Source organism: Haloarcula sp. 1CSR25-25 (genome assembly GCF_032027985.1).
Lineage (GTDB): Archaea > Halobacteriota > Halobacteria > Halobacteriales > Haloarculaceae > Haloarcula.
The window spans coordinates 21,000-35,494 of the sequence record NZ_JAHYBW010000015.1 but is presented as its reverse complement, the minus strand read 5'-3'; the positions used below and the strand labels follow the sequence as shown (position 1 = coordinate 35,494).

The window sequence follows — 14,495 nt, the reverse complement described above, 5'->3', positions numbered from 1 at the left end:
CGGGGATTTACTGCTAGAAATGGCCGATTTCTCTCAAAATCATGTATGTCTCGGCAGTTCTCCGGAATGTTGTTCAACATATGCGAACATATAAGTCATCCTGATGTAAAGACGGTAATATGCCTCCAACCGGTGGTGACGACGGGCCTCGGACGTTGCAGACTGTCTCGGTATCCGCACAGGTGCTGAGGAAACTCAAAGAGCTGGATGGGGCTGGTGTGACGGAACTCGCGACCGAGCTTGATCTCTCGAAAAGCACTGCTCACATCCACTTGACGACGCTGGTAGAGAATGGGCTCGTCGTGCAACGTGACGGCAGATACGAACTCGCACTCGAACTGTTCGCGTTCGGGGAATACGTCCGTAGTCAGAACCCACTGTATCGCTACGGGAAGCCACAGGTCAACGAACTCGCTGATAAAACGGGGCAATACGTCCACATCGTCACCGAAGAGAACGGACGCGCAATCAACCTCTATCAGGTGAAAGGCGATACGAGCGTAAGCGGGGAGTACCAGACGTCGAAACCTCAGCAGCGGGATCACTTGCACTACACCGCCTCTGGGAAAGCGATACTTGCCTACCTTCCCGAACAGCGTGTGACTGAAATCATCGACCGGCACGGCTTACTGGAACGGACAGCGAACACCGTAACCGATTTCGAAACGCTGTGTGAGGAGCTGGCAGCAATCCGTCAGCGCGGGTACGCGTACAACAAGGAGGAAGAAATCGAAGGGTTCTGTGCCGTGGGGGCGCCGATCCGGACACCCAGTGGCGACGTACTGGGTTCGTTGAGCGTCTCGGGGCCTGCAAGCGTTCTGCAGGGAGACCGTTTCGAAGAAACTCTCCCCGAAAAGGTCGTTAATTCGGCGAACGTTATCGAAGTCAATATCAACATGAGCAATCGTTCATAATCTAACCACTCCGTTCGAACATTTTGAACGCCACGACAGCCGTTGAGCGGAGCGGTTTCAGTATCCCTGGGCGTCCTTTTTGAGGGACGATTCTGTCTATAATAACAGATGTACATATGTTATAATCAGCTGCCGACAATACCCACTTCCTCCAGGGTCGGGTTCTATATGCAGACCCCTCTCTGATTTCGATTTCTAGTATGTAGCCTTGATACTCATAATCAGGCTATCTCTACCTATCTTTGGGATATGAGTTTATTTTCGGCATTCTTATCCATATCTTTTACCTATCTGGGTGTGTTTCAGTTTTTCACCTTCTAAAAACCCGGTTATATAGTTAAAATTCCCATAGGCTGATTAACTTGCGAACAGGCGCCGCTCTGCGCGTTCGTGCTCGGCGGCCAACACGTCTACCAGTGGGGCGAACGGGGCCATCTCGTCTATCTCCCGGTCCGCGCTCTCGTCGACAGCGGCTGTAATCACCGACTGAAGGTCGTCGAGGATTCGTTGCGCATCTGTATGACCGAGCGAGAGGAGCCGCTGAGCTGCGCCCAGTAATCCGGTGACGAACCCGTGACAGCACAGCAAGCAGGCCTCACGGACAGCCACGTCGGCCAGCCCCGTCGCAACGCCGAGCACAACGGCGTAGTTACCGGGGGCTTCGCCGGCGTCGACGCGCTTAGCGTAGCGGTCCAGCAGGGCCTCGTCACGCAGGTCCGTCTGCAGTGAGAGCAGCCGGTCGCCGGACTGCTGTGCGCTCTCGCGGAACTCCGCGGCCAGCGTCACGGCCGAGAGCCGCCGGTCAGCCCGACAGACCGCATCGAGATCGCCCTCGGTCGCGGCGGCGTGTGCGGCCCGCAACGCGATGAGTTCGGCGGGACCGACCTGCTGTCGGAGGTACGTCGACAGGAGCGCCTGGAGGTCCGCCGCGTCTTCGACCCGGTCGTCCTGGATGAACTGTTCCAGCCCGTAGGAGACAGTGTAGGTCCCGACAGGGAGAAACGAGTCTGCGAGCCGGAACGACTCCAGCGTCGCGGCGTCGCTCACTGGTCGCCCCCGTCGATAGTCCGGATGCCGTGGTCGTGGGCGTGGGCGTGGCCACCGCCGCCGTGACTGTGGTCGCTGGCGTCGTGGTCCCCGTCGCCATGGGTGTGGCCGGCCCCGCTATCGTCGAACGTCGTCGGTGGAACGTGCTCGTACCGTGTCGGCACGTCCGCGGGGAGCAGTTCGGCGACCGTTGCTTCCATCCGCGTTTTCGACTCGGTCACCGGGAACAGTGCCTCCTCGCCGCGGACCGCGAGGTTCCAGTGCCTGTTCCCGACCGCGTGACCGAGCTCCAGCGCCGCGGTCGGTGACACGTCGCTGTCGGCGAAATCGAGCACCAGAGCCTCGATTGCGGCGAGTTCGACGACGACAGGGGTCCCGTCCTCGGCCTCCAGCACGTCGCCGTCCGCGAGGTCGCGGGCGACCACGATACCGAGGTCCCGACCGTCTGCCGTCTCGGTGCGGACTCGCGAGCGGCGGCGTTCGGTGTCCGAGAGCACGACCGTTGCGTGGTCCGACGCATCGACGGCCTCGGCGATGGCATCGTCGTCCCGGTGGCCGAGGTAGGTGTCTGCGACCAGCATCAGTACTTCCTCCCCGACGGCGCAGGCGCGTCCAGTAACTCAGTTCGTGCGAGGTTCCAGCCCGCCTGCAGCGTCTCCTGTACGGTCTCGGCCCGGTCACCGAGGGCACGGACCGCGACGCCGGCGCCGTTCGGTAACGCTGTCGCGCCGGCCCGGGCCTCGCCGTCAGCGACGACCGCGTGGAGCGCGTCGCTCAGCTCGGCCTCATCGTGGGCCGGCGCGAGGATGAACGTCGTCCCGTAGACGGTGAACTCGCCGAGAACGCCGGGCGCTGTGGGGTCGCCCTCGGCCGGCGTCAGATGCGTCGCGTCCTCGAACAGGAGTCCGTCGGGGCCCGTCGCCCGCACGCGGGAGAGGTATCGCTCGAACTCGAAGCGCTCGCCTCGGGCGAGACGGCCCGGGACGACTACGTCGCTGACGACGGCGGTCGCGCCGGGGGCCAGATCGACCGAAAGCTCCTGCAGGTACCGCGAGTCGGCGTGGAGAATCGTCGGCTCGGGCACGTAATCCAGGTGGCCGCCAGCGCCGACGCTGAGCGTCGTGTCGGCGGCGGCGTAGTTACACGTCATCGTCTGGACCTTCGTCGAACTCTGGGTCGAGACGTGCGCGATGGCATCGTCCCCGACGGCTATGGACACGTCGTGGCGGTCACCCTGGGCGACGCCGCCGGTCGGTGACTGGACGAAGACGGTGTCGGCGTCGGGATGGGGGTCGTGGCCCAGCGTCCCCGAGATGTGAAACGGGACCGTCGCGTAGTCGTGGACCAGAGTCGTCCCGTCGGCCGCCCGCTCGAAGGTCAGTTCGAGCACGCCGTCTTTCCCCGGCGACCCCACGGCGGCCTGTGGCACGGCCTCGGTCGCGTACCCCTCGAACGCCGGATGGGGCGCGTCGGCGGCCATCAGGCGAACAGCACCCCGTCGCGGACGTGTGACAGCACCGCGTCGATGTTCGTCTCGTCCTTGCAGTTGGTGAACACGACCGGCCCGTCACGGACCTCGTCGGCGTCCCGTTCCATCACGTCGAGGTCGGCGCCGACGTGGGGCGCGAGGTCGGTCTTGTTGACGACCAGCAGGTCACAGTCGACGACCCCCGGCCCGCGCTTCCGGGGGATGTCTTCCCCCTCCGCGACCGAGATGACGTACAGCGAGTAATCGGCGAGTTCGGGGTTGAACGTCGCCGCGAGGTTGTCGCCGCCGCTCTCGACTAACACCAGGTCCAGTTCCGGGTGGTCGGCCAGGAACGAGTCGATCTGCTGGAGGTTCATCGACGGGTCCTCGCGGATGCCCGTGTGCGGACACGCGCCCGTTTCGACGCCGGCCACGAGGTCCTCCGGGACGACCCCGGCGAAGCGCTCCCGGAGTACGTCAGCATCCTCCTGGGTCAGGATGTCGTTGGCGATGACGCCCACGTCCAGGCCCTGCTCGCGCAACTCGGGGACGAGCGCGGTCAGCAGCGATGTCTTCCCGGAGCCGACCGGGCCGCCGATGCCAACCGTCGCCACGTCGCGGTGTGTCAGACTCATTCGTCCGTGTCCGTGTCTCCGCCGTCGGTTGTCGCCTCTGCCTCGTCCGCGTCGTCGTCAGCAGCCCCGACGCTGTCGGACCGGATCGGGTCGTGGACCGTGACCAGTTTCGTCCCGTCGGGGAACACGGGTTCGACCTGGATCATGTCTATCATCTCCGGGACGCCGTCCATCACGTCCTCGCGGCCGAGCAGTTTCGACGCCCCCGAACGGATTTCGGCCACCGACTGGCCGTCACGACCCCGCTCGATGCACCAGTCGCTGATGTAGGCGACCGCCTCGGGGTGGTTCAGCGGGACGCCGCGTTCCTTGCGGCGCCGCGCGACTTCTGCTGCAGTAAAGACCGTGAGTCGTTCCTGCTCTTTGGGTGTGAGTTTCATAGTATGTACCGTTGTGCGAGTGGAATCTCGCTGGCCGCGTCTGAGGTTACCTGCTCGCCGTCCATCTCGACCGTGAACGTCTCGGGGTCGACGTCGACGGTCGGACTGTACGTGTTCAACACGAAGTCGTCGGTCGTCAGGTCGCGGGTGTCGCTGATGGGCATGACCCTCTTCGAGAGGTCGTACTTCGACCCGATGTCGTCGTCGTAAGCCTGCTGACTGACGAACTGGACGCTGGTCACGTCCGGTGCGGAGCCGAAGGCACCGTACTGCGGCCGCATCTCGATCGGCTCGCAGGTCATCAGCGACCCGTTGGCCTCGCCCATCGCGGCGTACGCCGGGAACCCGCCCTTGATGACGGTCTCGGGCTTGATGCCGAAGAATGCGGGGTCCCACAGGACTATGTCGGCGAGCTTTCCAGGTTCAAGCGAGCCGACGTAGTTGTCGATGCCCGCCGTGATGGCAGGGTTGATGGTGTACTTCGCCAGGTAGCGCTTGATGCGGTGGTTGTCCGCGCCGCTTCCGTCGTCCTGGGGAAGGGGCCCGCGCTGAATCTTCATCTTCGAGGCCGTCTGCCAGGTGCGTGCAATCAGTTCCCCCATCCGCCCCATCGCCTGTGAGTCCGTCGCCATCATCGAGACCGCCCCGATGTCGTGAAGCACGTCCTCGGCCGCGATGGTCTCGGCCCGGACCCGCGATTCGGCGAAGGCCACGTCCTCGGGGACGTCGGGATTGAGGTGGTGACACACCATCACCATGTCGAGGTGCTCCTCGAACGTGTTGTCCGTGTAGGGCATGGTGGGGTTCGTCGACGACGGGAGCATGTGTTTCTTCCCGACGAGTTCGATGATGTCGGGTGCGTGGCCGCCGCCGGCCCCCTCCACGTGGTAGGCGTGGAGCGTCCGGCCGTCGATAGCGTCGAAGGTGTTCTCGACGAACCCGCCCTCGTTTAGCGTGTCCGTGTGGATGGCCACCTGCACGCCGGTCTCGTCGGCCACGTCGAGACAGGTGTCGATGACGCCCGCCGTCGCGCCCCAGTCCTCGTGTATCTTGAGCGCGACGGCTCCGGCCTCGACCTGCTCGTGGATGACGTCCGGCCGCGAGGAGTTGCCCTTGCCGTAGAAGCCGACGTTGATCGGCCACGCCTCGGCGGCCCGCATCATCATCTCTAAGTTCCACTTGCCGCTGGTGATGATGCCGACCGTCGAGGGGCCGACGCCGCCGCCGAGCATCGTCGTGACGCCCGATGCGATGGCGTGGCGCGGCAACTGCGCCGAGTTGAAGTGGACGTGGACGTCGATGGCACCGGGCGTCGCTATCATTCCCTCCGCGGAGACGACTTCGGTGTTCGCGCTGACGATGAGGTCCTCGTCGACGTCGTCCATCGTTTCGGGGTTGCCGGCGTTGCCGATGCCGGCGATGTACCCGTCCTTGATGCCGATATCGGCCTTCTGGATGCCGAGGACGGGGTCGAGGATGACCAGGTTCGTCAGCACCCAGTCGAGCGCGCCTTCCTCGGCGGTGAATCCGGGCTTCAGTCCCATCCCGTCGCGCATGGTCTTGCCGCCGCCGAAGACGGTCTCGTCGCCGTGCGTGATGTGGTCGGTCTCGACCTCCGCGACGAGTTCGGTGTCGGCCAGTCTGAGTCGGTCACCCTCGCTCGGGCCGTACAGCGAGGCGTACTCGTCGGCCGAGAGGTCGCGAGCCATTCAGAGCCCCCCGTAGCCGCCCTCACGAGCGCGTTCCAGCGCCGCGGCCTTCGTCGACTCGTCGAGTGGACCGTTGACCAGCGCGTTCATCCCCGACATCACACGCTCGCCGCCGACGGCGACCAGGTCGACCGACCGCTCGTCGCCGGGTTCGAACCGCACTGCAGTGCCGGCGGGGACGTCCAGGCGCATCCCGAAGGCGGCCTCGCGGTCGAACTCGAGGGCGGCGTTGGTTTCGAAGAAGTGGAAGTGCGACCCGACCTGCACCGGGCGGTCGCCCGTGTTCGCGACGGTCACCTCGGCCGTCTCGCGCCCGTCGTTGATGGTGACGCCGTCGCCGCGCGGATAGATTTCCCCGGGGATTCGTGGCTCGCTCACCGTGTCCCCTCCGGGAGTCGTCCCGACTCGCCGATCTGTCTCTGGCACTGACTGTACGTCGAATGTTCAATCATTCTGTGTAGCTCTTTCTGTATGTGTTGTAAATCTGTTTTGAATGGGGCAATTATATGGATTCTGTCTGTATTTGTTGTATTCCATCACAACATGTACCGCTGTGCGAGCGGGAGTTCCGAGGACGGTTCGCAGGTGACGTGGTCGCCGTCGACCCGGACCTCGAACGTCTCGGGGTCGACCTCGATGTTGTCGGGACAGTAGTCGTTGTACACCATATCGGCCTTGCCGGGCGTGCGCGTGCTCTCGACCGGAACGACGCGGGAGTCGAGTCCGTACTCCTCGCCGACGCCGGCCTCGGCGGCCGCCGGGGAGACGAACGACAGCGAGAGGGCGTGTTTGGCCTTCCCGACCGCACCAGCGCGTTCGCGCTGGAGGATTGGCTCGCAGGTCATCAGCGACCCGTTGGCCTCGCCCATCTCCGAGTTGACCGGGAAGCCGCCCTTGAACGTCATCGCCGGCTTGACGCCGAAGAAGGCGGGGTCCCAGAGGCAGATATCTGCGAGTTTGCCGGGCTCCAGCGTCCCGACGTGGTCTTCGATGCCCGCCGAGATTGCGGGGTTGACGGTGTACTTCGCGATGTAGCGCTTGATGCGGTGGTTGTCCGCGCCGGTCCCCTCGTCGTCGGGGAGCGGGCCGCGCTGGGACTTCATCTTCGAGGCCGTCTGCCACGTCCGCGGGATGACTTCGGCCATTCGGCCCATCGCCTGCGAATCGGAGGTCATCATCGAGATGGCCCCCATGTCGTGGAGCACGTCCTCGGCGGCGATCGTCTCCGCGCGAACCCGGGACTCGGCGAAGGCCACGTCCTCGGGCACGTCGGGGTTGAGGTGGTGACACACCATCACCATGTCCAGGTGTTCGTCGAACGTGTTGTCGGTGTAGGGCATCGACGGGTTCGTCGACGACGGGAGCATGTTCGGTTCCCCGACCATCTCCATGATGTCGGGCGCGTGGCCACCGCCCGCGCCTTCGATGTGGAACAGATGCATGGTCCGGCCGTCGACGGCACCGAAGGTGTTCTCGACGAAGCCGGCCTCGTTCAGGGTGTCCGTGTGCATGCACACCTGCACGTCCTCGTCTTCGGCGACTTCGAGGCAGGTGTCGATGGTTTCGGGTGTCGACCCCCAGTCCTCGTGGAGTTTCAGCCCGCAGGCACCGGCCTCGACCTGTTCGCGGAGCGGGCCGGGGTCGGAGGCGTTGCCCTTCCCGTAGAAGCCGACGTTGACCGGCCACGCCTCGGCGGCCTGCAGGAAGCGCTTGATGTTCTCCGGGCCGGTCGTGGTCGTCGTCGCGCCGCCGCCGTACCCGCCGCCGAGCATCGTCGTGATACCGCCTGCCAGCGCGTGTTCGTGGAGCTGTGCGGAGTTGAAGTGGATATGGATGTCGAGGCCGCCGGCCGTCGCAATCTTCCCCTCGGCGGGGTAGACGTCCGTCGACGGGCCGACGACCATGTCCACGCCGTCCATCGTGTCGGGGTTCCCGGCCTTCCCGATGCCGGCGATCTCGCCGTTCCGAATGCCGATATCGGCGGCGACGATGCCGAGTATCGGGTCGATGACCGTCGCGTTCGTCAGCACCCAGTCGAGCGCGCCCTCCGCCTGTGTGACGCCCGGGGCCATCCCCAGGCCGTCCCGGAGCGTCTTCCCGCCGCCGAACACCGCCTCGTCGCCGTGGGTCCGCAGGTCCTCCTCGACCTCGGCGAACAGTTCCGTGTCGCCGAGCCGGACCTTATCGCCCGTCGTCGGCCCGTACAGTTCGGCGTAGTTGTCGCGGTCGATGTCGCGTGTCATCGGTCGGACTCCGCGTCGCCGCCGTCCGTTGCTATCTCGCCGGTATCTCCGAACCCGGCCCCGCGCATGCGCTCGACGGCGTCGCTCGTGTCGCCGTCGACGCTCCCGTTGACGAGTCCGTTCATCCCGTGAGCGCGGCGCTTCCCGCCGATTGCGACGAGTTCGACCGTCTGCTCGTCGCCCGGCTCGAACCGGACGGCCGTGCCGGCGGGGATGTTCAGCCGCATCCCCATGGCCGCCTCGCGGTCGAACTCCAGGGCCGCGTTGGCCTCGAAGAAGTGGAAGTGCGACCCGACCTGAGACGGCCGGTCGCCGGTGTTTCCGACCGTCACTTCGGTCGTCTCGCGACCCTCGTTCAGTGTCACAGTCCCCTCGCCCGGGATGACCTCGCCGGGCACGAGTCCGTCGCTCATCGCGCCACCGTCCCGAGTATTTCTGACTGTTCGTCTATCATCTGCCCCTATCTTTGAATACACATACTAAAATGGTTGCTCTCTGCGCAAGTGACGCCTCTATATCCGGGACCGGATTAAATGCTAAAGTTTCGGCCGTACATAAAGGGGTCCGACTATCGGATTGTCCTACTTCTCGGGGTCAACGCGACTACCGTCCAGTCTGCCGGCAATGTCGGCGGTGGGCGGCCCCGTGGCGCGGGCGAGCATATGACGGGTGGTCTGGGGGGCCCAGAGCGCAAAATTGACCGAAAGTGACGGCTCACACCGTCGGGATCGAAAAAACGGTATCAATAGCTACTTTTCCCGTATCGACTGTCAGCAACCCAAAATTGCTGAATAATTCAAATTTCTGCCCCAGACCTAGTGGTATCTCTGTATATTCGTCATATCCTTTGATAGCCTTATACTCTTCAGACTGTGTGGTGGACAATATAAGATGAGATTGGTAAACCTTATTTAGCACCTACCAAACGCCAACACTGTGAACAAAATCATGGACGAACGGTCGGATATCGAGAGTAAAGGACGAGAGATGACCAAGGACTTCGGATATAAGGGTCGCAACGACAAGATAAAATCAGAGGTGGACGCATGAGTCGCCCCCCTGTCAGCCGCCGACAGTTCCTCGGTGCGGGTGGGGCCGCACTCGTCGCCGGTCTCGCCGGCTGTTCGGCCGGTGAAGGCGGGACCTCGACGGACACCGCGAGCAGCACCGACACGCTCAAAATCGGCGTTCTCGAGGACCAGTCGGGGAACTTCGCCCTCGTCGGCGATCCGAAGGCCAAGGCGTCGATGCTCGCCATCGAAGAGATCAACGCCAACGGCGGAATCGACGGCAAGCAGATCGAGACGTTCCAGCGCGACCCCCAGTCGGACAACCAGCGCTACCAGGAGCTCACCCGGACGGCGATCAACGAGGAGAACGTCGACGCGCTGTGGGCCGGTTACTCCTCTGCGACCCGGGAGGCTATCCGTCCGATAATCGACCGTAACGAACAGCTGTACTTCTACACCACCCAGTACGAGGGCGGTGTCTGCGACGAGTTCACCTTCGCGGTCGGACCGACCGCCCGCCAGCAGCTCGGCATCGTCCTCCCGTACCTGGTCGAGGAGTTCGGGCCGAATATCTACACCATCGCGGCCGACTACAACTTCGGACAGCTCTCGGCCGACTGGGTGAAGGTGCTGGCCAACGAGAACGACGCGAACGTCCTCGGGGAGGAGTTCATCCCGCTGAGCGAGTCCTCCTTCGGGTCGACCATCAACCGGATTCAGGAAGCCGACCCGGACTTCGTCATGTCGATGCTCGTGGGCGCGAACCACACGTCCTTCTACGAGCAGAAGGCCTCGGCTGGGCTCGACATCCCGATCGGCACCTCGACGGCCATGGCACAGGGGTACGAGCACCGACGGCTCGACGCCCCGGCGATGGCCAACATCTACGCGGGCGTCAACTACATGGAGGAAGTCCCGACCGAGAGCAACACGCGAGACGGCGGTTTCGTCGACCGCTACTTCGATATGTACCCCGACGCCCCCTACCTCAACGAGGAGGCCGAGACGAACTACTTCTCGACGTACATGTACAAGAAAGCCGTCGAGCAGGCCGGCACCACCGAACAGCCGGAAGTCATCGACGCCTTGGAGTCGGGAATCAGCCTCGGAACCGAGCAAGCGCCCGAAGCACCGGAAGGCGAGACCATCGAGCTCGACGGCGCGACCCACCACGTCGACCACCACATGTGGATTATGCGCGCCGACGAGGAGCACAACGTCGAGGCCGTCGAGAACCGCAAGATCCCCGAGACGTTCCTCTCGGAGACGGTCGGCTGTAACCTCCCAGAGAACGCGGAGCAGACCCAGTACACCCCGGTCGACTACTACGAGGAGGCGCAGTAGGGATGGTAAACGGCATCAACCTCGCGTTACAGTTCCTCGACAGCTTCGCGTTCATCGTGCTCGCAGCGGCGGGGTTGGCCATCATCTTCGGAATCATGGGCGTCATCAATCTGGCACACGGGGAGTTCATCCTCATCGGTGCCTACACCGCGACGCTCGCCGTGACGCAACTCGGCCTCCCGCTCGTCGTGGCGATGGTCGTCGGCGGCCTGGTCACTGGTCTCTTCGGGATTCTGACCGAGCGGGTGATCATCTCCGGAGCGTGGCCCAACTACGTCAGCCAACAGACGCTGGGCCGGGATGTCATCGAACCGCTGTACGACCGACTGGCCGATTCGATGGTCGCCACGTTCGGGCTCAGCCTGATACTGACCCAGGGGGCCCGGATCCGCTTCGGGAACTCAATCGACCAGATAGCCACACCGTTCGGCGCCATCTCGTATGGCGCGTTCTCCTACTCGACGTACCGGATTGTCCTGGCCGGCGTCAGCATCGGCCTGCTCGTAGCTACCTACTACCTGTTCACCCGGACCGACTTCGGGATGCGCGCCCGGGCGACGATACAGGACAAGGAGACGGCACAGGCCATGGGCGTCAACACCGACCGGATGTACATGTTGACGTTCGGAATCGGATCGGCGCTGGCCGGACTGACCGGTGCGCTGTTCGCGCCAGTCATCTCGATGCAGCCGACGCTGGGCGACCAGTTCCTGGTCGAGGCCTTCGTCGCCGTCGTCGTCGGGGGTCCGAGCGTCGTCCTCGGGACCGCGCTTTCGGGGGGCGTCCTCGGGGCGATTCTGGCCACGTTCTCGAACCTCTACGGGACGTTCATCGGCCGCATCGCGCTGATGATCGCCGCATTGATAGCGCTCCGGTTCCTCCCCGACGGGATCACCGGGTTCATCGAACAGCTACGGAAACGCAGACAGGAGAGCGACTAAATGTCTACGAACAGTTCAGAGAACGAGGCGAACAGTTCGCTCTCGGGCCGGCTCCGCAGTCGATTCGAGGGGCCAAACACCATCGGGGACTCGCGTGGGTTCTGGGTCGGCTTCCTGGTCGCCGTGGCGGCGCTGGCCGTCTATCCGCTGTTTGGCGACGGGTCACAGCTGTCGCTGTTCATGGTGCTTGCCCTGCTTGGACTCTCGCTGTCGATCGTCTGGGGCTACTCGGGCGTACTGAGCTTCGGCCAGGTCGTCTTCTTCGGGATCGGCGCCTACACGTTCGGCGTCGTCTCGATCAACTTCGCGACCCCGGGCGGCATCACCGGTGCCGTCCTCGCCGGCGTCGTCGGCGGTGGCCTCAGCGCGGCGATACTGGGCTATTTCATGTTCTACGGCGGGGTGCGTGACGTCTACGTCACCATCATCACGCTCGTCTCGACGATCGTGCTCCACACGTTCATGGCACAGACCGCCGGGTCCGAGTGGGCCATCGGGAAGGCGGCGCTGGGCGGTTTCAACGGGATGCCTGACATCCCGCTGTTGACGCTCGGTGTCGAAGGAGCGTCCTACCAGTTCATCTACAACCCGTTCCCGATGCGGATTATCGGTATCGGGGCGGTCGAAATCAGCCCGTTCTACTACCTCGTGCTGGTGTTGCTGGTCGGGGCGTACCTCGGGCTGCGAGCGCTCGTCAACTCCGACTACGGCCGCGTGATGGTCGCCGTCCGCGAGGACGAGGACCGCACCGAGATGTTCGGCTACAACGTGACCCGTGTCAAGTTCGTCGTGTTCACGCTCGGGGGCGCGCTGGCGGGCCTGTCCGGCGTCCTGTACGCCGCACGGAACGTCTACATCGACCCGACGGTGTTCTCGCTGCTGTTCGCGACGCTGCCGGTCATCTGGGTGAGCATCGGCGGCCGAAAGAGCCTGCTGGGGGCCATCGTCGCCACGCTCGGCGTCGAATACCTCCGCATCTCGATGGCCGGAGAGCTGGCGCTGGTCCTGCTGGGGACCCTGTTGCTGGTGACGATTCTGGTGCTTCCCGGCGGCTTCGTCCCGTGGGTCCACCAGCGGATCGTTAGAGCCCGAATCGGCCCGGAAGAGGCCGGCGGGCGCGACGTCCCGGACGCACCGAGTGAGGTGAGTGACTAATGAGTGATACCGAAACCGAATCCGACGTCGAATCGCTCGGACCGAACGTCCGACAGACCGCCGCGGAGCTGGCGACGGGCGACAGAACGGAGACGCTGCTGCAGACAGACGGGCTCGTCAAGCAGTTCGGCGGATTCACCGCAACCGATGACGTGGACTTCTCGGTCGCTGAAGGGGAGCTCCGCTGTCTCATCGGGCCGAACGGAGCCGGCAAGTCGACGCTGCTGAACCTGATCACCGGCTCCTACGAGGCCACCGACGGCAAGGTGTACTACAACGGCCACGACATCACCGACCTCGACCCCCACGAGCGGGTCACGCGCGGTATCAGCATGAAGTTCCAGGTGCCGTCCGTGTACGGTGACCTGAGCGTCAGAGAGAACGTCAGGCTCCCCGTCCAGCAGTTCGCCGACGGGGAGGAGCGACAGCGGCTGGTCGCCGAGGCCATCGAGGCCGCGGGGCTCACCGGCTACGAGGACGTCGACGCCGGCCAGCTCTCACACGGCCAGCAACAGCAACTGGAGATCGGGATGGCCGCCGCGCTCGAACCCGACCTCCTCCTGCTGGACGAGCCGGTCGCCGGCCTCGACGTGGCCGAACGCGAGGCCATCGCCGAGCGGATTACGCGGCTCAACGAGGAGCAGGGTATCGCCTTCGTCGTCATCGAACACGACACCGACTTCGTCGCGAGCATCGCCGACGAAGTGACCGTCTTACACAACGGCGAGGTGTTCCGCGAAGGCCCCATCGAGGAGATCGAATCGGACCCGGCAGTCAAGCGGATATATCTGGGTGGTGAGTCGTGATGCTCGACCTCGACGGCGTCACTGCCGCCTACGACACGACGCCGATACTCAGAGAGGTGGACATCTCGGTCGAAGAGGGCGAAATCGTCGGCGTGATGGGCAAAAACGGCGTCGGCAAGACCACGCTCCTGAAGACGGTGATGGGGCTGTTAGAACCCAGCGAGGGGACCATCAGCTACGACGGCACCGACGTGACGCATGCGAGCGCCGACGAGCGCGCCCGGGCCGGCATCGGCTACATCCCGCAGGGTCGGGACGTATTCCCCAGGCTGACCGTCGAGCAGAACATCAGGATGGGCGAGACCATCCGGGCCGACAGCGACGAGACGCTGTACGACCAGATATACGACTACTTCCCGGTCCTCGAAGAGCGGGCCAGCCAGGAGGCCGGCACGCTCTCGGGCGGGCAACAGCAGATGCTCGCCATCGGCAGAGCACTGGTCTCGAACCCCGACCTGCTCTTGCTCGACGAGCCAAGCGAGGGTATCCAGCCCTCCATCGTCGACCAGATCAGTCGGGACATGCAGACCATCAACGACGACCTCGGGACGACGATACTGTTCGTCGAGCAGAACCTCGGAGTCATCCGCGAGATGGCCGACCGCTGTTACGCGATGGAGCGTGGCACGGTCGTCGACGAACTCGGCCCGTCGACAATCGCCGACGAGGACGCCATCGCGGAGTACCTCGCGGTCTGAGACCGCGGTGGCCGTTTCCCGCGACGAGCGCCCGAACACCGGCGGTCGAGGCATACGACAGCCTGCATGCAGGCTGGACTGTCTGGCCGCTGTCCTTCATAATCAAGTGCAAGCAATCGAATCAACACAGTCTTGAGTAGCCACT

15 protein-coding genes are annotated in these 14,495 nt (G+C 64.1%); 6 read left to right on the top strand and 9 right to left on the bottom strand.

Translation table 11 applies throughout. The annotated features are described in order from the left end of the window. Nucleotides 1–119: 119 nt before the first annotated feature. The gene (locus tag KZ498_RS24280; protein WP_312622264.1) at nucleotides 120–914 is read left to right on the top strand and encodes an IclR family transcriptional regulator; all 795 of its coding nucleotides are present in this window, start codon (nucleotides 120–122) and stop codon (nucleotides 912–914) included. Between the two features lie 357 nt (nucleotides 915–1,271). Here KZ498_RS24280 and KZ498_RS24275 read toward each other — a convergent pair whose 3' ends face one another. The 9 genes from KZ498_RS24275 to KZ498_RS24235 form a co-directional block, all read right to left on the bottom strand. After that, the gene (locus tag KZ498_RS24275) at nucleotides 1,272–1,961 is read right to left on the bottom strand and encodes an urease accessory UreF family protein (protein WP_312622262.1); all 690 of its coding nucleotides are present in this window, start codon (nucleotides 1,959–1,961) and stop codon (nucleotides 1,272–1,274) included. Continuing rightward, on the bottom strand, nucleotides 1,958–2,542 hold the full coding sequence (locus KZ498_RS24270) for an urease accessory protein UreE (RefSeq protein WP_312622260.1): 585 nt from the start codon (nucleotides 2,540–2,542) through the stop codon (nucleotides 1,958–1,960). Before KZ498_RS24270 ends, KZ498_RS24275 begins: the two co-directional genes overlap by 4 nt. Further along, on the bottom strand, nucleotides 2,542–3,441 hold the full coding sequence (locus KZ498_RS24265; RefSeq protein ID WP_312622258.1) for an urease accessory protein UreD: 900 nt from the start codon (nucleotides 3,439–3,441) through the stop codon (nucleotides 2,542–2,544). The genes KZ498_RS24270 and KZ498_RS24265 overlap by 1 nt, the downstream gene beginning before the upstream one ends. Beyond that, on the bottom strand, nucleotides 3,441–4,064 hold the full coding sequence (ureG, locus tag KZ498_RS24260) for an urease accessory protein UreG (RefSeq protein WP_312622256.1): 624 nt from the start codon (nucleotides 4,062–4,064) through the stop codon (nucleotides 3,441–3,443). Before ureG ends, KZ498_RS24265 begins: the two co-directional genes overlap by 1 nt. Further along, nucleotides 4,061–4,444 (bottom strand): urease subunit gamma, encoded by a 384-nt coding sequence (locus KZ498_RS24255; protein WP_312622255.1) that lies wholly within the window; start codon nucleotides 4,442–4,444, stop codon nucleotides 4,061–4,063. Before KZ498_RS24255 ends, ureG begins: the two co-directional genes overlap by 4 nt. After that, nucleotides 4,441–6,153, bottom strand: coding sequence for an urease subunit alpha (ureC, locus tag KZ498_RS24250; RefSeq protein WP_312622253.1), 1,713 nt, complete (start codon nucleotides 6,151–6,153; stop codon nucleotides 4,441–4,443). Before ureC (KZ498_RS24250) ends, KZ498_RS24255 begins: the two co-directional genes overlap by 4 nt. Beyond that, nucleotides 6,154–6,531: an urease subunit beta gene (locus KZ498_RS24245; RefSeq protein ID WP_312622251.1), complete on the bottom strand. Its 378-nt coding sequence runs from the start codon at nucleotides 6,529–6,531 to the stop codon at nucleotides 6,154–6,156. Between the two features lie 158 nt (nucleotides 6,532–6,689). Next, complete coding sequence (ureC, locus tag KZ498_RS24240) at nucleotides 6,690–8,396, bottom strand: urease subunit alpha (protein ID WP_312622250.1); 1,707 nt, start codon at nucleotides 8,394–8,396, stop codon at nucleotides 6,690–6,692. Continuing rightward, on the bottom strand, nucleotides 8,393–8,809 hold the full coding sequence (locus KZ498_RS24235; protein ID WP_312622249.1) for an urease subunit beta: 417 nt from the start codon (nucleotides 8,807–8,809) through the stop codon (nucleotides 8,393–8,395). The genes ureC (KZ498_RS24240) and KZ498_RS24235 overlap by 4 nt, the downstream gene beginning before the upstream one ends. Before the next feature lie 633 nt (nucleotides 8,810–9,442). Here KZ498_RS24235 and KZ498_RS24230 point away from each other — a divergent pair. Genes KZ498_RS24230 through KZ498_RS24210 form a run of 5 tightly spaced genes read left to right on the top strand, consistent with a single transcriptional unit; the run spans nucleotide 9,443 to nucleotide 14,350 of the window. Further along, the gene (locus KZ498_RS24230) at nucleotides 9,443–10,750 is read left to right on the top strand and encodes an urea ABC transporter substrate-binding protein (protein WP_312622248.1); all 1,308 of its coding nucleotides are present in this window, start codon (nucleotides 9,443–9,445) and stop codon (nucleotides 10,748–10,750) included. A gap of 2 nt (nucleotides 10,751–10,752) precedes the next feature. Then, on the top strand, nucleotides 10,753–11,691 hold the full coding sequence (gene urtB, locus KZ498_RS24225; protein ID WP_312622246.1) for an urea ABC transporter, permease protein UrtB: 939 nt from the start codon (nucleotides 10,753–10,755) through the stop codon (nucleotides 11,689–11,691). Next, nucleotides 11,692–12,846 (top strand): urea ABC transporter, permease protein UrtC, encoded by a 1,155-nt coding sequence (gene urtC, locus KZ498_RS24220; protein ID WP_312622244.1) that lies wholly within the window; start codon nucleotides 11,692–11,694, stop codon nucleotides 12,844–12,846. It begins immediately after the preceding gene. Further along, nucleotides 12,846–13,652, top strand: coding sequence for an ABC transporter ATP-binding protein (locus KZ498_RS24215; RefSeq protein ID WP_312622242.1), 807 nt, complete (start codon nucleotides 12,846–12,848; stop codon nucleotides 13,650–13,652). Before urtC ends, KZ498_RS24215 begins: the two co-directional genes overlap by 1 nt. Continuing rightward, on the top strand, nucleotides 13,652–14,350 hold the full coding sequence (locus KZ498_RS24210; protein WP_312622241.1) for an ABC transporter ATP-binding protein: 699 nt from the start codon (nucleotides 13,652–13,654) through the stop codon (nucleotides 14,348–14,350). Before KZ498_RS24215 ends, KZ498_RS24210 begins: the two co-directional genes overlap by 1 nt. Nucleotides 14,351–14,495: the final 145 nt, after the last annotated feature.